This window comes from Natroniella sulfidigena (genome assembly GCF_023223645.1).
GTDB lineage: Bacteria > Bacillota > Halanaerobiia > Halobacteroidales > Halobacteroidaceae > Natroniella > Natroniella sulfidigena.
The window spans coordinates 60,711-81,776 of record NZ_JALKBY010000003.1; the positions used below are offsets into that span (position 1 = coordinate 60,711).

At 29.7% G+C, this 21,066-nt stretch carries 19 protein-coding genes; all 19 read right to left on the reverse strand.

The window, feature by feature from the left end:
* Positions 1-68: 68 nt before the first annotated feature.
* The 19 genes from MWH28_RS02790 to MWH28_RS02880 all read right to left on the reverse strand — a co-directional run bounded on the left by MWH28_RS02790 (position 69) and on the right by MWH28_RS02880 (position 21,050).
* The gene (locus MWH28_RS02790) at positions 69-1,334 is read right to left on the reverse strand and encodes an RNA-guided endonuclease InsQ/TnpB family protein (protein ID WP_248617750.1); all 1,266 of its coding nucleotides are present in this window, start codon (positions 1,332-1,334) and stop codon (positions 69-71) included.
* Positions 1,335-1,731: 397 nt separating this feature from the next.
* Entirely contained in the window at positions 1,732-3,612 is a 1,881-nt protein-coding gene (locus MWH28_RS02795; RefSeq protein ID WP_248617751.1) for a polysaccharide biosynthesis protein, read from the reverse strand.
* Positions 3,613-4,162: 550 nt separating this feature from the next.
* Positions 4,163-4,534, reverse strand: coding sequence for a GxxExxY protein (locus MWH28_RS02800; protein ID WP_248617752.1), 372 nt, complete (start codon positions 4,532-4,534; stop codon positions 4,163-4,165).
* 519 nt (positions 4,535-5,053) lie between these two features.
* The gene (locus MWH28_RS02805; RefSeq protein ID WP_248617753.1) at positions 5,054-5,989 is read right to left on the reverse strand and encodes an IS3 family transposase; all 936 of its coding nucleotides are present in this window, start codon (positions 5,987-5,989) and stop codon (positions 5,054-5,056) included.
* The gene (locus MWH28_RS02810; RefSeq protein ID WP_248617754.1) at positions 5,977-6,276 is read right to left on the reverse strand and encodes a transposase; all 300 of its coding nucleotides are present in this window, start codon (positions 6,274-6,276) and stop codon (positions 5,977-5,979) included. Before MWH28_RS02810 ends, MWH28_RS02805 begins: the two co-directional genes overlap by 13 nt.
* A gap of 30 nt (positions 6,277-6,306) precedes the next feature.
* Positions 6,307-7,443, reverse strand: a complete 1,137-nt coding sequence (locus tag MWH28_RS02815; RefSeq protein WP_248617755.1) for a DegT/DnrJ/EryC1/StrS family aminotransferase — start codon at positions 7,441-7,443, stop codon at positions 6,307-6,309.
* A gap of 2 nt (positions 7,444-7,445) precedes the next feature.
* Positions 7,446-8,438, reverse strand: a complete 993-nt coding sequence (locus tag MWH28_RS02820) for an ATP-grasp domain-containing protein (RefSeq protein WP_248617900.1) — start codon at positions 8,436-8,438, stop codon at positions 7,446-7,448.
* A gap of 12 nt (positions 8,439-8,450) precedes the next feature.
* Entirely contained in the window at positions 8,451-9,407 is a 957-nt protein-coding gene (locus MWH28_RS02825; protein ID WP_248617756.1) for a 1-aminocyclopropane-1-carboxylate deaminase/D-cysteine desulfhydrase, read from the reverse strand.
* Between the two features lie 24 nt (positions 9,408-9,431).
* Positions 9,432-10,184, reverse strand: coding sequence for a formyl transferase (locus tag MWH28_RS02830; protein ID WP_248617757.1), 753 nt, complete (start codon positions 10,182-10,184; stop codon positions 9,432-9,434).
* A 19-nt stretch (positions 10,185-10,203) separates the two neighbouring features.
* Positions 10,204-10,854, reverse strand: a complete 651-nt coding sequence (locus MWH28_RS02835) for a sugar transferase (RefSeq protein WP_345894744.1) — start codon at positions 10,852-10,854, stop codon at positions 10,204-10,206.
* A gap of 12 nt (positions 10,855-10,866) precedes the next feature.
* Entirely contained in the window at positions 10,867-12,009 is a 1,143-nt protein-coding gene (locus tag MWH28_RS02840) for a glycosyltransferase family 4 protein (protein WP_248617759.1), read from the reverse strand.
* 45 nt (positions 12,010-12,054) lie between these two features.
* Positions 12,055-12,996 carry an NAD-dependent epimerase/dehydratase family protein gene (locus MWH28_RS02845; RefSeq protein ID WP_248617760.1) on the reverse strand — a complete coding sequence of 314 codons (942 nt, stop codon included), beginning with the start codon at positions 12,994-12,996 and terminating at the stop codon, positions 12,055-12,057.
* 36 nt (positions 12,997-13,032) lie between these two features.
* Positions 13,033-13,734 carry an AAA family ATPase gene (locus MWH28_RS02850; protein ID WP_248617761.1) on the reverse strand — a complete coding sequence of 234 codons (702 nt, stop codon included), beginning with the start codon at positions 13,732-13,734 and terminating at the stop codon, positions 13,033-13,035.
* Complete coding sequence (locus MWH28_RS02855; protein WP_248617763.1) at positions 13,724-15,217, reverse strand: hypothetical protein; 1,494 nt, start codon at positions 15,215-15,217, stop codon at positions 13,724-13,726. The genes MWH28_RS02850 and MWH28_RS02855 overlap by 11 nt, the downstream gene beginning before the upstream one ends.
* Before the next feature lie 16 nt (positions 15,218-15,233).
* A complete protein-coding gene (locus MWH28_RS02860; protein WP_248617764.1) occupies positions 15,234-16,352 on the reverse strand; it encodes a glycosyltransferase family 4 protein in 1,119 nt (372 codons plus the stop codon).
* A gap of 31 nt (positions 16,353-16,383) precedes the next feature.
* Positions 16,384-17,697 carry a hypothetical protein gene (locus tag MWH28_RS02865; RefSeq protein ID WP_248617766.1) on the reverse strand — a complete coding sequence of 438 codons (1,314 nt, stop codon included), beginning with the start codon at positions 17,695-17,697 and terminating at the stop codon, positions 16,384-16,386.
* Between the two features lie 36 nt (positions 17,698-17,733).
* Positions 17,734-18,849, reverse strand: coding sequence for a glycosyltransferase (locus tag MWH28_RS02870; RefSeq protein WP_248617767.1), 1,116 nt, complete (start codon positions 18,847-18,849; stop codon positions 17,734-17,736).
* Positions 18,849-20,063, reverse strand: coding sequence for a polysaccharide pyruvyl transferase family protein (locus tag MWH28_RS02875; protein ID WP_248617769.1), 1,215 nt, complete (start codon positions 20,061-20,063; stop codon positions 18,849-18,851). Before MWH28_RS02875 ends, MWH28_RS02870 begins: the two co-directional genes overlap by 1 nt.
* A 15-nt stretch (positions 20,064-20,078) precedes the next feature.
* Positions 20,079-21,050 (reverse strand): hypothetical protein, encoded by a 972-nt coding sequence (locus MWH28_RS02880; RefSeq protein ID WP_248617771.1) that lies wholly within the window; start codon positions 21,048-21,050, stop codon positions 20,079-20,081.
* Positions 21,051-21,066: the final 16 nt, after the last annotated feature.

Here is a 21,066-nt window from a genome sequence, read left to right on the forward strand (position 1 = left end):
TCCCCGCCCATTCTCTTCAGTCATGAGCGAGGATTCTTGATAGTTCAAGACCATCTTCCAAACTGACATTACGCTGAAACTCCCTGACTACTAAAAGGTCTAGAGTTCCATTCAGTTTGGCAACTAATGGAGTTTGAATCATATCTCACTCCAAAGGGCGATGTCAATTCGCCTTCTAACCTAGAGGACTTATCTAAATTGCCTCTAGTATACTTTTTAACGGATTGTTTCTTTGAAACAAGTAGGTACTTTCTATAAATATTAATAGCACCAATGCTATCTCTATGATATGAAAATCCACATTGACAATTATAATTTCTATTATTAGGTTTATGTCTTTTGTTACACTTAGGACAAGTTTGACTAGTATAAGATTCTTCTTGATAGTCAACTTTGATACCTACTGATTGTGCTTTATACTCTATCATATCTGTTAATTTCTTATATACCCATTGATGCAACTTTTGATTAGTCTTAGTACCAAAATAAATATTCTCTCTAATCCCTTTAATATCACCAATCGCAATAATAGAAACTCTATTCTTAATACAGTAGCTAATAAGATGGCTTGTGTATTTTTGCAACACATCCATAACCTTATTTCTACTTTTAAAAAGTAGTTTCTTCTTACCACGATTGAGTTTGTTCCAGCGATTAGAGTATTTTTGACATTTAGACATTTTGTTTTGCAGTTTAGCTAATTCTTTATTTCTAAATCTAATAAAAGAGTTGAGTTTTCCACCATTATAAATTAAACTCTGTTCTCCATCAAAAGTTACCATAGGGTGTATTTGACCTAAATCAACAGCTAGAGTTTTATTATTATCATAATCAATCTTTTTGTTTTCAATATCTACTACAACATGAAGTTTATATCTATCTTCTTTAGAATGATAAATGATTTCAGCATATTTAGGTCTTTGATTTAAACTAGATGTTTTTACTTTTAATGGAGTAGCACCACGACCATTGGATAACCTTAATATATTATTATCTTTCAGCTTAATGGCAGACTTCTTATAGATTACTTTATTATATTTTCTGGTTCTATAAGGTGGCTTAGGGTTATCTGCTTTATCCATTGACTTAAAGAAAGATTTAAGGTTAGTATAATATTGTTGCACTGCACCTTGTTTAGTTTGAGAGTGCATACCAAATTCTTTAGCATATAGTTTTATCAATTTTTCCATATTATTTTTAGATAGCCAAACATCTTTAGATTCTTTTAGTTTAAAGATAGTAGATACAGTTTTAGAGTATATGCGACCACTTAATCTAGCTAATTTATAAGCTAACTCTTGTTGTTCAATAGGTAGTATATAAGTCTTATTCATTATTTCACCTCCTTAACTACCATTATTAGTATAACCTAATATTGTATCCAATATAAGCAAAAATATTAATAGCCAATTCATCCCCGCCCTAATTCAAGGGCGAGGCTTTCTTGGCTACAATTCGATAAGATACCTGCTGATTACTGAATCATTACTTCATTATTAAATTTTACAAAATAATCAGGATTTTACTGCTTTTTTGCTTCGTTCAGACAGAATTTCTTCGAATTAAGGGCTTAAAAAATCTTGAAATAGAATAAGATCAGGCATGGAGACCTGACCTTATTCAGTGTACAGTTTACGGTTTACAGTTTACAGTTAAAGACCTTAAATCCTTTCGTGATGAAAAAATCTGCTCTTAGATTTTTTCTATCAACTATCAACCGTCAACCGTCAACTATTCTTTTCCCGCTGCTATCTCATCCTTCGCCTGAGAGATCTCTTCAATATTATCCCGGTTCGGCTTATAAGTCCCTACTAGCTCTACTAAACATCTAATAATTGCTGGCGAGCTATTTAAATTAATCAATCGCTCTAGCTTATCAATACTCTGATATAAAAACTCCCGCTCGATTGCTTCTAACTTTGCAATATAGATCCTCTCATGTTCCGTCGCTAGATTATCCTCTTTCTCGGTCAATAGCTCCTCGTACATCTTCTCACCTGGTCGCAAGCCCGTAATCTCAATCTCGATATCCTCTCCAACTATCAAACCAGAAAGTTCAATCAAATCCTTTGCTAAGTCAATGATCTTGACTGGCTCTTCCATATCGAGAATAAAGACCTCTCCACCATCTCCTAATGCCCCTGCCTGAATTACCAATTGAGCTGCTTCAGGAATCGTCATAAAGTACCGTTCTATCTTTTCATGGGTTACAGTTATTGGCCCGCCATTTTTGATCTGCTTTTTAAAAAGTGGAATCACACTACCATGACTACCTAAGACATTACCGAATCTAACTGCCATGAACTTGGTAGCACTCTCTTCATTGATCGCTTGAACTACCATCTCTGCAGTCCGTTTGGTAGCCCCCATCACATTGGTCGGATTGACTGCTTTATCGGTCGAGATCAAGACAAAGCGTTCTACATTGAATTGATCGGCTACTTCAGCGACCTTCTTAGTTCCCAAGATATTATTCTTGACTGCTTCTTCAGGGTTGGCCTCCATCAGTGGAACGTGCTTGTGGGCTGCTGCATGGAAGACGACATCTGGTTGATAGCGAGCAAAGATGGTCTGAAGCTTGTCTCGGTCACGAATACTGGCAATCAAAGGAATGATATTTAAATCATCATACTTCTCCCTCAATTCCAATTCTAAAAAGTAAGTATTATTCTCATAGATATCGAGAATCAATAACTGCTCAGGAGCAAAGCGAGCTATCTGACGACAAAGCTCAGAACCGATCGAGCCACCTCCACCGGTGACTAAGACGGTCTTACCTTCTACATAAGAACAGATCTCATCAAGATTGAGATCGACCTGCTCTCGTCCTAATAAGTCCTCAACTCTGACCTCACGAATCTGACTCAAGCTGACATTTTCAGTCAAGATCTCATCTAAGGCAGGTAGGATATTGACCTTGACCCCCTCTTGATTGCTTAAGTCATAGATCTCTTTGATTGCATCACCTCGGACAGATGGAATTGCAATGATCACTTCTTGAACATTATACTTTTCGATCACCTCTGGAATAACATAGCGGTCTCCTAAGACCTTGCGTTCATGAATCTCTAAGCCTTGTTTGTAAGGAGCATCATCGATCAAGCCGATGATCTCTTTGTTGATTGGATACTTATCGACTTCTCTGATCAATGCTTCGGCAGCATCACCTGCTCCAACGAGCAAGATATTGGTATTATTCTGATCAGAGCTGATATAATCTATGTAGTAGTCCTTGATGATCCGAAATGTAAAGCGAATTCCTCCTAGAAAGCCGACCTGTAAGAAGCCATTAATAATGATGACACTCCGAGAAAACTCCAGCCCTCTAAAGAAGAGTGCTGTGGAAAAGAGGAGATTGATCAGTACTGAAGCTTTGATGATACATTTTAGCTCTGAGATACTGACATATCTCCAGATCTTGTTGTAAACTTTTAAGAAAAAAAGAACAGCAATCCCAATCGCTGATATAAGTCCTAAGTATGTATAGTCAAAATATGTTGTCCAATCACTATCAAAGCGTAAGATAAAGCTAGCTATGAGTGCTAAGTTGATCAAGGATAAGTCGGTTAGGATTAGAATTGGTTTTTTGTAGGTTCTAAGGAAATTTTTCATTAGATTATCACCTCCGTTTTCAAAAATCTTTTAGCTACAGATCAAAAGCATTCTTTGCCACAGATTATCACCGATTTAACACGGATTAAATCAAAATCATTAATCAAATTAACAACTATAATAAATAATATATTATTTTCAGTCATTACATCTTACTATTATAATTCTTTCTTTTTACTATATCTATACTACTCACTAATTAATGAAAATTAAACATTACTTCAACTAGATAAAAGACTTCTTCAACACTTCTTAAATCAAAAGTATTAATTGGATTAACAATTAATTAATAATCAATCTGAAATCCCTCTTCATTAAATTAAATTCTGTCTAATACTCTAGTTTTCCTTCTAAAAATTAAATTTTGGATAATAAGACTACATAAATACAATCAACGCTTTACTATTTTTTATGCTTTAATCCATGTTATTATTTAGTTTCCAGTTTATTAAGAAGCAATTTTAATCAACTAGATTATATATCACAATAATTTATTTTTAATCGAATGATTTTATCTGTGCCTATCTGTGTATATCCGTGGCCACTTGTTTTATAATATAAATCTTTCGTACTCCAATTTCTCTTCAGCAAAGTTAAGGATTATTCCTACTCTCACATTAGTTGCCTTTAAGTAATTTAAGATCTGGCTTTTATGAGCATTACTTATCTGCTTTACAGATTTTAATTCTAAGATAACTTTATCTTCAACAATTATATCTGCTATGTAATTACCTACTGTTTTTCCTTTAAATTCCACTTCTATCGAATGCTGTTGTTCAGCTTTTAAGTCATTCTCTTCAAGTAAGAGCATTAGTGCATTTTCATACACCTTTTCTAAAAATCCATAACCTAGCTCGTTATATACTTCCATAGCTAATCCGATGATTTTATATGTTAGATCTGAGTATAGTAGTTGGCCCATCTTACCCCTCCTAATATAACTTGTTTTACCAATGAATTGTATTTTTATGAGGGGCTTTTTAAAAACTTTTTTGCAACGAATTAAATCAAAATCATTTTCAGCCACAGATTAACACCGATTGGACACTGATTAAGTTCAAAAGCATTAATTAAATTACTCAAATAAAAAATTAACTTGAAATTACTGTTCCTTAAATTAAATTCTATCTAATACTCCAATTCTACTTTTCCAGTTTTCCAGCTTAAATTATAAGTAATAAATATACACATTTAATTTAATTTGATCTAATCTATTTTACATTCAATTTATAGTTTACCGAAAGCAATTTAAGTCAATTAGATCAGATACTATAATTTATAAATAGTTATTTTAATTTAAAGATTTTATCTGTGCTCATCCGTGTCCATCCGTGGCTAACTGTCTTTATTTAGCTAAAGCTTTGACCTTGCCCCTAATATTTTGGACAAGAAAAGACTATGCTTTTCTAACAAAAAATTGCTCTAATTTACTCATTGATTCTTATGCTATCACTTTAACACCATCGATTAAGTCATTAACCAATTGCTTTTGATAATAAGCTGGTGGAACACTTGCTATACTTGAATGTGGACGATTATGGTTGTATTCATTAATAAATTCTTTTATAGAACCTTTACAATGTAAAATATTATGATAGTGCTTTTGATAGACTTCTTCTCGTTTTAAGGTACCATGAAAGCTTTCAATATGAGAGTTTTCCTCAGGGGTATTAACAGCAATTCTTTCATGATCAATACCTAGCTCTGTAATGTATTTTTGAAATTCTCTACTCCTAAACTGGGTACCATTATCAGTTCTTAAAGTTAAGTTAACAATATCGCGTGAATTTACTGCTTCTTTTAAAGCTTTAAGTGCTTCCTTAGTACGACATCTAAGACTTACATGATGACCTACTATTTCTCTAGTATAAACATCGATAATGTCAAACATATAAACCCAGCGTCCACTCTCATCTATATACATCTGAACCATATCCATCTCCCATAATTGGTTTGGTCCAGTTAATTCATGCTTTTGCTTTAATCTATAATTATTTGGTTTAGGAGTAATTCTATCTTGCAGCAAATCAAGAACATCCATTATGCGATAAATACGCTTATAGTTAACCTTTAGACCCTCGCTAAACCTTAAGCGATCTGTTATCATTCTGTATCCTGCAAAAGAATATTTATCACAGTATTCTTTTACAAGTTCAACAACTTCTTTTTCAGGTACTTTATTACCATCTTTATCATAAGCTGGATAGCCTGAATAAAGTGATTTATTTCGAAACCTTTTATCTTCAATTTTATTATTTTGTCTGTAATAATAAGTGCTCCTAGATAAATTAAAAGTCTTACAAAGTTCTGTGATTTTATATTCACTTTTTAAGTAATTAACGAGCTTTATTTTATCTGTAATATTTAATCCTGCCAAGGCTTTTTTTTGAGAATTTCTAGTTGAACTTTTTGTTCACCAATAATCTTTTTCATCTCATCAATTTGTTGCTCTTTTTCTTGGAGTTCAACATCTTTTTGAGATTCAATTTGCTTTTTATTACCAAGGTTTTTAAGTCCACCATCAAGAAATTGATTTTTCCAAGCATAAATTGAATTACGACTTACACCATATTTTTCAGCAACATCAGAAGGTTTATTACCTTTTAGCACTTCAAGTACTACTTCCATTTTGAATTCATTATCATAAGTAGAACCTTTAGGCATAATTATCTCCCCCTATAATTATTATAAGTGTTAACTAACTTCTTGTCCAAAAGCTCTAGGGGGCGTAACAGCTTCTTTAAGAACTTGAACTACCGTCTCAATCTCTTCCTTAGTTAAATCATTATAAAAAGGTAGAGCAATTGTCGAATCAGTTACCTGCTCTGTAATCGGATAATCTCCACGTTGGTAATCAAATTGTTCTTTATAAAAAGGCTGTAAATGAATCGGTGTGAAATAAGGCTTACAGCTGACTCCATTGTCCCTTAGATAATTCATCACACTATCACGATCAATCTTCTCTGCTACTTGGATAACATAAACAAACCAGCTCATCTTGGTTGTACTCTCTTCAATAGTCAAGGTCTTGACTTCATCAACATCTGCTAATAAACGATTGTACTCCTCAGCAACCTCTGCTCGCTTAGCTAAGATCTCTTCAATCCGTTCTAACTGAGCAATCCCAACGGCAGCACTCATCTCATCTAGACGATAATTATAACCTAACCTAACATGGTCAAGCCATAGGTCACTCTGTCCACGACCTTGATTTCTCATACTCCGACATAACTTCGCTACTTCATCATTATCAGTGATAATCATCCCACCTTCGCCGGTCGTCATCTGCTTGTTAGGATAAAAAGCAAAGACGCTGGCATCGGCAAAGGTTCCTACCTTTCGGCCTTTATGCTCTGCTCCGATTGCTTCACAAGAATCCTCGATCACTTTCAAATCATACTCTTCAGCAATCTTCATAATCTCAGTCATATTAGCAGGTTGTCCGAAGACATCGACTGGTAAGATTGCTTTTGTCTTATCAGTAATTGCATCTTTTATCTTAGCTGGATCGATACATAAAGTTTCTGGATCTATATCTACAAAAACAGGTTTAGCTTTTTCAAAAAGAATACAGTTACTGGAAGCAATAAAACTGAAAGGAGTAGTAATTACTTCATCCCCTTCTTCAATTCCTAATGCTCTAATCAATAAATGTAAGCCACTTGTCCCACTATTGACTGCGATAGCGTGTTTTGTTCCTATGTACTCTGCAAAATCTGCTTCAAAACGGTCTATCATCTTACCCATACTTAGCCAACCTGAGTCTAAGACCTCGTTGACTAAATCTTTTTCTCGTTGGCCGATATCTGGCCCGGATAATGAAATTGACATTATTAATTCTCTCCTTTACAATCAATTAATTCTGATTTATGCTTCATTGTTACAACATCATGCCTAATCATATACATATTTTCTTCATAACTTCCTATATTAGGCTTGTTTTCAATACCTTTAAGATTATTAATTATATATTGTGGTGAGTTTTCTCCACATTCATAAGCTATTAAACAACCTCCACCAAAACGTGGGTTGACTTCAGAAATATAAAATTCTCCATCTACTACAAAGACATCTATATCTGCCTGTCCGACAACACCTAACTTTTCAATAAACTCTTTAATTAAATTAAATAATTTTTTATTTTTGATAGAAACTGCTTTATCAGTTTCTCCTGCTCTCATTCTAATTTTTTTCTTAAGGAAAATGGATATTATTTCTTGAGAGATAATATCTACATAAACATCTACACCATACTCTTGACCATCCATATATTCTTGAATTAATAACTCTTCATTATGTTTAAGCAAAAGCTTTAGCTCATCTATATTACTTACTTTATTAATACCTAAGCTAGCACTACCATTTCTAGGTTTAACAAAGACAGGAAAATCAATTTCATTATCTTTTAAATCTTTTTCAAAATTAGCTATATCGATATAGGTTTTAGGCGTCTTAAAATTATGAGCTTTAAGAAAGTTAAACATTTTATATTTATCAAAACAGGTTTCTATAACATTACTTTCTGAAATAATTACTTCTACACCTATTTCTTTAAATTCTTCTTTTTTTGTTGCTAATAAACTCAACTCAGGATCTAACAACGAAATAATAGCCTTAACATTTTCATCTTTACAGATATCTTTTAATTTATCAAGATAATTAGGATCATCTATCCTAGGAACTATATAACTTTTATCTGCTATATAAAGAGCTGGTGCTGTTTGATTACAATCAACTGCTACTATATTTCCTTTTTCTCTTAACTCTTGTTGAAAATATTTGATTAGTTGAGTTCTACGACCTGCACTAGTCATTAATATATTCATATCTTCCACTATTTACTCCTCCCTAAACTTTTCAGCATTAGAAAATAATATTGGAGTGCCCCCTGTATGTATAAACAAAATATTCTTATTACTGATATTATTTTTAGCCAAATAATCCATCATTCCATAAAATGCTTTTCCTGTATAAACAGGGTCTAGTAATATTCCTTCTCGTTTAGCTACTTCGCTTACTGTATCTAAGACCTCAGCATAACTATCCCCATATCCTTGACCTACATATTCATCAGTAAAATTAATTTTCAGCTTAATATTGTTAATTTTAACTTCATTTTCTTGACAATAATTTTTGATATTCTGCTCTATAACCTCGCTACCTCTTTCTTCATTCCTAGCAATGCTGATCCCTATAATTTCTTCATCACCATTATAAATCTCTTTACCGGTAATTAATCCAGCTTGAGTAGTTCCCGTTCCAGAGGCAAAGAATATATAATCAAAATTAACTCCTAATTCCTCTCTTTGAGCTTTAATTTCTTTATAAGCTTCAACATACGCATGAGTTCCTAAATTACCATGACCACCACCATAAATGAAGTATGGATTAATGCCATCTTTTTTCAATTCATCTAGCTCTTGATCAATGGTTTCACTAACTTTATTAGTCGAAGTATATTTTATTTCTGCGTTAAAAAGATCATATAAAAAGAAATTACCTTTATATTTGGGTTCTTCATCAGGTTCAGCTAAGATCAATAAACATGGAAGATCTAGTTTTGAAGCTGCTGCTGCTGTCATTCGACAGTGATTAGAATGAGTTGAACCATAAGTAACTATATAATCTGCACCTTTATTTAAAGCATCCTGCATAAAATATTCTAGTTTTCTTGCTTTATTTCCTCCTAAAGCTAAATCAGTCATATCATCTCTTTTTATATAAAAATTATTTTTCCAATTAATATTTAATCTTTGAAGCGAAGTAGGTAAACAACAGAATTCTATTTTTTTCATTATATCTTCTCCTTTTTTATTCACTTAAAACTTAGTTCTTAAATAAATTTTTTCCCCATTAATATAAGTAAAAGCAGGTTCATGATAAGGAGAATCAAAAGCTTTAATTATTTTTAAAGTTCTAGAAGTATCTAAATTTTGTATTGAAATTTCTTTAAGGTTACTAATATCTTTAGATTTATATAATCCATCCTTACAATTGTTTATCTTAATAAATTCTTCTTGAGTTATTGAATTAATTTCACCTTTTAATAATTCATCTAAGTTTTCTTTTAAAATTTGATAACATAGCTTTTCACTTCTAAGATATAAATCAAATCCAGTATCTTTAGAATTAATTTCACTCTTCTTTATATCTATAATATCCCCTGTATCTATTCCTTCATCTATATAATGTAAAGTTACTCCATATTCATCTTCTTCATTTATTATAGCATGTATATTGGTATAAGTTCCTCGATATTGAGGTAAAATCCCTCCATGAGTATTTACAATACCTTCTTTAAATTTATTTCTAACTTCACTACTAATAATTCTGTGGTATCTTACAGAAATCCCCAAGTCAGGATCCAAATCTAAGATTTCACTATGAGTTAGTATTCTAATTTTATTTTTTTGGCAATATTGATAAACTGGAATATTATCTTGCTTTTTTCTCCAATTAGAATTTAAACTAGTACAACATACTCCTAATAGATCTGCTTCTTTATTTTGAATTAATAATCTTAGACATTTAGTAGCTATAGGAATAGAACCAAAAAATACAATTTTCTTCATCTTTCTCTCTCCTTTTTAATCAACCTTGCAATTTTTTATTTTCTTCCTTTGCTTCCTTAGTTAAATAAATATCATTATTACCACAAAAAACCTTTTTAAATGTAAATAAAATAATTCTTATATCTAAAAAAATAGAATAATTCCGTACATACCATATATCCTTTTCTATTCTACTATCCCAGCTTAAATGATTTCTACCTTTTATTTGAGCATAACCTGTAATTCCAGGTAAAACACAAAATCTCAATTTCTGTTCTTCAGAATACTCATTATATTCATAAGGATGATAAGGAACTGGAGGCCTTGGACCTACTAAACTCATCTCTCCTTTAATCACATTAATAAGCTGAGGTAACTCATCTAAGCTTGTCTTTCTAAGAAACTTTCCTACTTTAGTTATTCGAGGATCACCTTTACTAGTAAAGAGTCCACTACCTTTATCTTCTGCATTTTGAACCATAGTTCTAAATTTATATATTTTGAATACTTGACCGTCTTTTCCTAGTCTATCTTGTTTGAAAAAGATTGGCCCTTTTGAATCTAGCTTAATTGCTACTCCAATCAATATAAATAAAGGAAATAATATAATTAATCCAAACAAACTACCAATAAAATCAACTACTCGTTTAATAATCATCCAACTCCTCCTTACTTTAAACTCCAGCATCATCCAGATTATAATTTAATTTTTATCATCCAATAGTTCTTTGTACAGCTTATCTATTCTTTCAACGACAATCTGTTCTGTAAATTCTTCTTCAATTACTTCCCTAGCTCTTTGACCAAAATCTTTTCTTTTCTCCACATTATTTAATAGATCATTCAAAGCCTCAGCTAAAGAGTCTCTAGCCCCTAACTGAACTAAATAGCCACTTTGATTATCGCTGACCACATCTCTAGTCCCTAATACATCAGTAGCGACAATCGGTTTAGAAAAAGCCATCGATTCCATTATTATTCTAGGAACTCCCTCTTTTTTAGAAGTCAAAGTAACAATATCAGCTAATTTAATATAGGAAAAAATATTAGTCTGATAACCGATGATTTTAACCTGTCCTTCTAAATTATACTCTTTAATCTGAGATTCGATTTCTTCTTTTAAATATCCTTTACCAGCCAAAAGACAGATAAAATCAATATCATAATTAGCTACTAGCTGTTTTAATCCTGCTAACAGAAACTGATGGTTTTTAACCGATTCAAAGCGAGCCGCCATCAAAATAACCTTCTTATCCTCGCTAATATTCCACTTATCTTTTATCTGTTTTAAATCCTGTCCTGAGATACTTGCTAACTTCTGATCTAAAGCAGGCAAATCAACTCCATTTCCTTCATAATATACTTTCTGTCTCGGGGAATAATCTTTAATTTTGGCTAAATCATCTTTATTCTGTGAGCCGATTGCATCACAAAACCACGATCCTACTTTCTCAAATAAGCGATACAAATGATATCTAAAATTAGACTGTCCTTCAAAAAAAGGAAGTCCGTGGGCTGTATGAATTATAATAGGAACATCTGCCAACCAAGCGGCTACCCGACCGATAACCCCGGCTTTAGCCGTATGTGTATGAACAATATCATAATTCTTTCGCTTTAGCAATTTATACATCTTGAATATAGAGATTAAATCAGCAACTGGACTAATGCTTCGACTCATCTCAATAAATTCTTTATTAAAGTCATATTTCTCAAATTCGTCTCTATAGCTACTTTTCGATGATATAGTTTCGATCTCATAGCCTTTTTCTTGTAGTAATTGTAATTTATCTCCTAATATTTTATAACTACCACCAACAGTAAATATATGAGCTACTTTCTTCATCCCTAACCACACCTTTTTATATTTCTTCTATGATTTAATATCACTTTAATAGATTTTCTGTAACCAATCCACTTCTCGTTCTACTCCCTCTCTTAATCCTACTTGAGGCTCATAACCTAACATTTCTCTGATCTTGCTTTCATCAGCTTCGGTATGTCGGACATCGCCTTTGGCTACTGCTTGATGTTCTTTAGCTACCTTCTTACCGATAATATCTTCCATCATCTGAATAGTAGTGTTCAACTTGACTCGCTCACCGCCACCGCCGACATTAAAGACTTCACCTTCGAGATCGCTTTCAGCAGCCAAGACATTGGCTTGGACAACATCACCAACATAAGTGAAGTTGCGAGACTGCTTGCCATCGCCAAAGATAGTAATCTTCCCGTCAGTTAAGATCTCCTTAATGAAGATATGAAAAGCCATATCCGGTCGCTGGCGGGGGCCAAAGACAGTAAAATAACGTAGAGAAATCGTCGGCACACCGAAATTCTTCCAGTATAAATAACATAAGTGCTCTGCTGCTAGTTTGGAGACACCATAAGGTGAGACGGGCTGTAAACGGTTTGTTTCTTTCATTGGTAGATTATCTGTATCTCCATAAACTGATGATGAAGAAGCATAGATAAACTTCTTAATATCACTCTCTTTTGCTACTTCTAATAAACGCTGAGTTGCACGAATATTACAATCAGTATAAATATCAAAGTCCTTACCCCAGCTGGCTCTAACTCCTGCTTGAGCTGCTTGGTGAAAGATATAATCTATATCTGATAATAATTCTTTCAGATCCAGATTAATTATATCTGCTTCAATAAATTTAAAGTTTTTATGGTCTCTAAAAAAGCTTAAGTTTTTCTCTTTTAAATCTCGTGAATAATAATCAGTAAAGCAATCAACACCGATTACTTGATAGCCTTCTTCTAATAATTTTTCTGCTAAGTTAGAACCGATAAATCCTGCTACTCCTGTGACTAATGCTTTCATTTTAAGCTCCTTCCTATCAATTCTTTCATCATATACTTATGCTAATAATTGATCAATTTCATTCTTGATCAAACATTTACTATTCAGTAACTGTTCTTCTGTATTATTTTTAACTTTAATTATACTAACCTGATTTTTTTCTGCTAGACCATTTAATAAATTAAATAGTTTTTCGCTTGCTTTAAAATCACGATTTTCACTAGTTATTTGTCCTAATCTACTTTGATTACTACTTCTTTTTTCAAGTCTATTATTTAATATTTGATGATCAACCTCAACTTTAATTATTAAATCAGGAATAATAAATTCAAATAATTCATATTTAGATAACTCGCCAAAAGTTAGCCTTGAACTTAAAAATACTGACCATAAAGCTTGTAATATTCCTTGATCCAAAATTGTAATACTATTATTATTTTCGCTTTTCCTCATTAGATAAGAAATATAAAATAAATTCAAAGTTACCTTTGAAAAATCTTTAAAGCTTTTTTGTTTAGTAAAAAATATAAATCTCATATAATTAAGTGCAGCTAGTGGATGAAACAATAACTCTAATCCAAAATAAATTAACTTAATCATAACTCTTATTAGACGATTTTTAGAAGCAATATCAGCGGTAGGATTTTCTACATCAAATTCATTCTGTTCTAATGTTTCTTTCACCTTATTATTTAAAGTAGATTTTCCACTTCCAGGCATGCCAATGAATTCAACAATTAAACCGCTACTATTCTTCATATTGATTACCCCAAATAATATTCTTAATTTCCAAAACAGTTTCTTCAATTGATCTACTTGAATCCACATCACAAACTTTAGTCTTTTGATTAAATTTCAAGTTTTCAATGACATTTATTTTCTCTTTTATTCTGTACAATGGTGTATCCTTTTTCCTTTCAATTGCAATTTCTGCAGGAATTTTTAATTTTATAGCAATATCAGGTGTGAATTCTTCTGATAATTTATAAATACTATACTCCCAATCTGAAATTTTTCTCTTTAAAGCTATTTTGCTATCTGCCCAATCTCTTAATAGTGGACCATCGTTAAACCCATAAAATTGAGCTTGAGGATATCTATCACATAGTACTACCATCCCTCTAGTTCTAGCCCTCCACATTTTCTTAATTTTTTTCTTCTTTTCTAAAGCCAAAGTTAAAGCCCATAAAATCTTCATAAACCTAATAAGTAGAGATTTTTTCTTTTCTTTATCTTCTTTCTTACTTCGATTAACACTATTACCCTTAATGTTACTCCTTAGTTTTGCTATCAGTTTTAAAGGCAGTCTTAATAATGAACTTCTTCCATCTCCACTACCGAAATAAATCTGTTGACTATCAAATTTCCAAGAGATCCAATTCTTTATTTTACTAAGCATTGTTGATTTTCCTGCTCCATCAACACCAAAGAAAGCAACCACTACCCCCCCTTCTTTCAGCCCTCTCTTATAAGGAATGGGATGTCTTAAAAATTTAGACCTTATATAATTAACTCCAATTTTAAATTTTCTAATATGATATGTTAAATACCTATTTAAACTTGAGTATAAACTATATTTATCAAATCCTTTTTTTACTTTTTTGGAAATTTTATTAAATTTACTTCCTGAATCTATAAAATCTATAAGTAAAGAACTAAATTCTTTATTTATAATTTCTTCAGCTATTTGAGCTACCTTATCTAAATTAACTCTTTCTAATAACCATAAAAATTCTTTTTTCTCTCCTTTTGGAAAAACACCTTGCCAAAATTTAATTCTATCAAAAAAACTACACTTTAATGCTCGCCTGATTATCAACAAAACAATTTCATAATTCGGCGAGATAATATACACATTATTTTTTTTATCGAGAATTCGTGTATCCAAAATTTCTTTTTCTAAGGGAAGATGATATCCTTTTATAAATTTCTTTCCTATTACTAATTCATAATGTAAATGTATATGAACTAGTTTACCTGTTTTTTGATCAAAGCCTACGAAATCTTCTACTGAATAATAATCCAGATAATCAAGGGTTTTACACCTTTTATAACCTAATTCCAATAATATTTGATTAACTTCAGCAAAACTTTCTCTAGCAATAAGTATATCTAAATCAGTTTTACCATTTAATCCTGGTTCTAAATGTTCATTGCTCTTCCAATGGCAGTATAATATATTATTTTTATTAAACTTAATAAATAACGCTTTAACTATATATAAAATATCAATCCCCTCCAAAAATTCTAATAAAAAATTACTCTAATAATTTATAATATAATTCTTCATATCTTTGAGCAGTTTTTTCTATTGTATAATTTTTTTTTACTGTTTTTTTAGCATTTTTAGCATAATTTAATGCTACTTTGGGATTATTAATAATTTCTTCCATTGTTTCTGCTAAAATTTCTGAATTTTTAATTGGTACAATCCTCCCTGAATACCCATCATTTATTGCTTCTCTAAAAGATGGAATATCTGTTAATATAAGAGGGTTATTAGTTGCCATAGCCTGTAATACTACTGCACTAAACCCCTCCCATAATGAAGTCATTACAAATAAATCCAAAGAATATAAAATTTTGTAGACTTTTTTTCGTTCAATATAACCGGTAAATATAATATCTTCTAAGACTCCTAACTCGGTAGCAAACTGTTTTAAATCTTCTTCTAATCTGCCTTTACCAATAATCACTAGTTTGACTCCAGAATTGCTCTTTTTTACTCGAGCAAAGGCCTCAATAAGAGTTTTCTGGTTCTTTTGGGGTATCAACCTTCCTATACTTCCTATTAGAAATTCATCAGCTTTATTTCTTAGTTTTTTCTTTTCTAATTGCTTATCAACTTTTGTATGCTCAATTTTTTCTATATCTACACCGTTATATACTATATAGGATTTATCTTTTATTAAAAATTCTTCTAACTTATTAAAGGATTTTCTAACTCCTCTAGAAACAGAAATCATCCCGTCTTCAAGCCAAAATGTTAAATTATGAGCTAAACGTGCCAACACAGAAAAACTATCATATCTATTTCCAAAACTGTGAATTTTTATTGAAGACGAACTAAAAAAGTTTAAAACTCTTGCTATCAAACCTGTCAAATGATGATGAGTATGTATAATGTCAAAGCTCTCTTTTTTAATTAGTCTTTTGAGTTTTAACCAAGTTTTTATATCAATTTTTTTCTTAGCGTCTAAAGAAATTATTTTTTTCTTAGTATCTTTAAGTAAAAAATTAATATCATCTTCAATACTGTAATATGAACAAATAGTAACATCAAATTTATCAGAATTTATTGCTAAAGCTCTTTCTCCTGGTCCAGAACTCAAATTAAAAGTATTCAAAACATGTAAAACTTTAGGCTTTTGATTCATTTATTTCACCCCTAAATATAAAATCAATTAACTATAAATTATAACCCAAATCATTTTTTAAACTGTATAAAAAAGCATTACAAGTAATTAACATTGTAAATATTCCTCTTCCTATAAGCCCACTCATAAAATTTTGATTTATAGAGTGTATAATAATTATAAATAAACAAATAATACCTAATATATGAATACTATAAAAATTATTCTTATACTTAATTAATAAATAAAATGAATATAATAAAGTTAATATAAAAATAGGAATTAATAAAATTCCTCCTTGAGAAAGCAAAGTGATATAATACGAATCAATAGTAGATGAATCAAGAACCCAAGAAGGATTAGCTAAAGTACCAAATACAGAAGAATATTCAGTAAATGCTTCTTCAATTGCATTTAGCCATCTTCCAGTCCTACCTGAAGCTTCTTGAAAAGTAATTTGACCAATTAAAGAATAATACATTTGTACATAACGTTCAGAAGAAGAACCTAATCTTCCTAAATTAAAATTTCTTATATTAATAATAAATAATATAATAATAGTTCCAAAAATCTTAATAATATTGCTTAAAACATATCTATTGATCATATTATCTTTAAAAACTTTGCTTTGAATAATTAAAATAATAATAATAATAGCTATTATAGATGTTCTAGTACCGGAGGCAAATAAAAGTATAATTGAAATTATTAAATATAAATAATCCGATCTTTTATTTACTTTTCTTTTGTTCAAAATTTCATAAAAATAAAATCCAGTAGATAATGTAGAAATAATTCCTAATCCAGAAGGACCATTAAATGCACCACTAAACCTACCAATATGATATCCATAACTATACCATCCTGTTGTCTGTCTACGGAACCAAAAGTCTAATATAGCTGAATTAGATATTATACCAGAATAATGAGCAAATTGAAAAATAAAAATAAATAAGTTTAGTAAAATTGAAACTTTTAATGCTTTATCAACATCTTCAAAAAAAAGTTTCTTTTTACTATCGCTATTATAAATTACTAATGAAGTAAAAAATAATATAATAAATTGAAACCATCTAATAGATTCATAAATATAATAAATTGGATAATTATATACTATCACTCCTAACAATGGTAGCAATATCAATAATATTATATATATTAAACTAAGTAAAATTGAGTTTAATGATATTTTCGATATAATAATTTTAGGATTAAACATAATTTTTATAATTAATAGAAAAATTAATACTACTGATATTAAATCAAAAACATTTATTCCTAAATTTCTAACTCCTTGTAAAGATTTTCCACCTATAAAAATAATAATTAAAGCTAATATATATGCATACCTTAATATTTTATTCATAAATTATCATCACCTAACATTACTAGGGAATTTTATTTAAATTATTTCATCAAAAAGATTTTTATATTTATTTGTAATCTTTCTTACTTTAAAATCTTTTGCTCTTTTTAATCCGTTCATACGAATATTTATTCTTAAATCTTCATTTGTTAGTAATAATATTATTTTCTCTGCTATTTCTTTTTCATTTCCAACAGAAGTTAATATACCATTCTCACCATTATCAATTATTTCATTAGGCCCATAAGGACAGTCAGTTGATATAACCGGACAACCACAAGCCATTGCTTCAACAATTACATTTCCAAATCCTTCCCACTGTGAAGAAAGAACAAAAAGATCTGCTTTCGACATATATGCAAAAGGATTATCTACAAAACCTATTAGCTCAATATCATCATTTAATTCTAACTCACTAATTAATTTCTCTAACTCTTTTCTTTTTTTTCCTTCTCCCAAAACAATTAATTTTAAATTATTAACTTTTTTCTTTGCAATTGAAAAAGATTTAATTAAAGTAGGATAATCCTTTGCTTCTCTTAGATTGCCTACTGCTATTATTACTTTAATATCAGGGTTATTTATCCAACTATGTTTTACTTCATTATTTTTCTTTTCAAATAATTCCGTAGTTACAATTGGATTATATATGGTTTTAAAATCATATTTTTCCCCTTCAAATCCTGCTAGTTTTAAACTCTTTGCTACTCCATCAGAAACAGTTACTATTTTATCTGTAAGTTTATAAGTCATCTTTAATAAAAAATCAAAAAATTTTTTTCTAATTTTATTTTTTTTCTTTCCAGCTAAATAATTGCTATGTTCAGTTACGATAATTTTAGACTTAACTCTAGCCAATTTAGCTGCCATAACTGCTATTATATTGGCATAATTCAAATGAGAAAATATTATATCTGGATTCTGTTCTTTAAAAATTTTAGCTAATTCAAATACTGAAGTCAAAACCCTGTCCTTTTCAAGTTCAATAAATTGTACTTCTTCTGAAATTTGAAATGAAAATAGACCTTCTTTATCTACTACTATTAAAGTTAAATCAAATTCTAACTTATCAAAACCTTTTAATAAATTAATTACAACTCTTTGTGCTCCACCACATATTAAATATGGAATAAAAATTATTATCTTTTTCATTATTTTGTCACCTTATCAATATTATTCTGATCATCTAACAAATAAGTTTTCATTTTCTTTACTGAATTAGTAGCATTATTCCTTGAATCAATCAATTCATTTTCCATTTTATTGCATATAGTATCTTTAAAATTAATTGCCTTTAAAATTTTTTTAGTCGCTTTTGAAATAGAATTTTCAACTTCACTAAAATATAAAATCCACTCTTCTAAATCAATACTTTTCATATAAGCTTCTGTTTTAGGATGATACGCTAAATTTATAGTTGGAATTCCTAAATTAGTAGATATGATACATGCATGCATCCTAGATCCAATAAATAGATCTAAAGGAGGGATTTTTTTTAATTCCTTATATGGATCTGAACTTTTTAATAATAAAGAACCTACACAATAATTTTCATTTTTTTCTTTTATTTTTTTGTGTATTTTATCATCAGATTTAGTCGTTGCAATAAAAAATATTTTTTTACCTGTTTTTCTTGAAATCTCACTTAAAAAATTACTCATTAAATTAATATACTTATTTCCAATTATCAAATTACCAACCTTATTATTATATTTGTTTCCAGTTTTAGCTAAATTGACTCCAATATAGTTACTTTTCTTGTTATTCTGTTTTAATTTATTATTTTTAAAAAAACTATGTGCTATATCACAAATTTGATCCGAAACAGTATTTATACTAAGTTGCTTAGATACATTTAATGAATATTTATCTCGCAAAGCTAAATAATCATGCTCATTTAAAATTTTTTTCAAAACTTTAGAACCTAAAAAACCATTAGGAGCAGTTACTCCTACCCCTAAACCAAACACCTTTTTTCCTAGCATTTGTGCTAGCATTAATACAGGTGTTAGTGATAATATAAAATTATATCTAGGATCAAATAATTTATAATCAAAAAAAATACCTGCAGTCGTTATTATGGCATCTACATTCTTTATTTCAGACAAAACTTTTGAACCAAAAAATCTATATGTTAAATTACATTTCATATTTATATCAATATATTTAATATTAGTATCAAAAGAAGATAAAATTTTTGAACATTCATTTGGCCTGCTTGATGGAACAACAAAGGAAACTTTAGCATCAAACTCATTTTTAACTGCATTAATCATAGAATATAAAACTAGACTATCACCAAAATTACTTCCTGAAAAAGATCCAATAATCATAAATTTATATTCTTTCTTTTTCTCAACATTCATCATCTCACCTCAATTTTATTTACTAACTGATTCATATATTTCTTTCTTAAACCAGTTATTATATTTCCTCTCATTTAATAAGATATTATTTAAAAAATCAGTTGCTATTTTTATTTGTTCAGGATCTTGTTTTTTAGAGGCTATTATTTGAATAATTCTCCTTAAAAGTGCTATTCTAATTTGACATTTTAATTGTAATGGAACATTTATAATTTTGTTTTTCTTTAATTCAAATAAATATTTAGCTATTAAATCTGCATTAATTTTTATTTTCTCTTCTATATCTAAAGCTAAATCAATTATATCTATCAAAAACCACTTTTTTTCCTTAACAATACTTTCAAAATCACAATAATAAATTTTATCTTTACACTCGAACATATTATTAGAAAAAAAATTAGAACCAAATAAGTCATTATGAATTAATAAATAATCTTTATTTTTATCTTGAAGCAAATTACACATTAATACTACATAAATCATCTTCAAAATGGTAAATAAGTTAAATTGTGACTCAGTCTTAAACAAACCAAATTGGATAATCTTCCAACTTGGTTTTCTTGTTAAATTAACCATCTTATTTTCCAAAAAAGAATAATTTAATTGTAAATCAAAAGTTTGAAACTCTAATAAGGATAAAATCAAATTATCTGATGATATATCACTTATATCAGATATATAAGAACTATTAGAAATATATTGAGTTAAAATATAGCTTTCAGGATCTGTCTCTAATAAAGATGGGTAATTAAAATATTTAAATTTATTTTTAATTAATTCTTTATAAGTCATAACCTCAGATTTAAAAGATAAACTATTTCCTATAAAAAAACGTGAAATAGTTTGCAATATACCTTTTTTAGGTGCTACATATTTTAACAAAAACTTCTCTTCTTTAGTTTCTAGTATATAACTAGCCTTACTAACTTTAGTTTTATTAATCACCTCTAGATCTAATTTCTCTAAAATATCATCTAGTTTATACATAAATTGATAAGTCCTT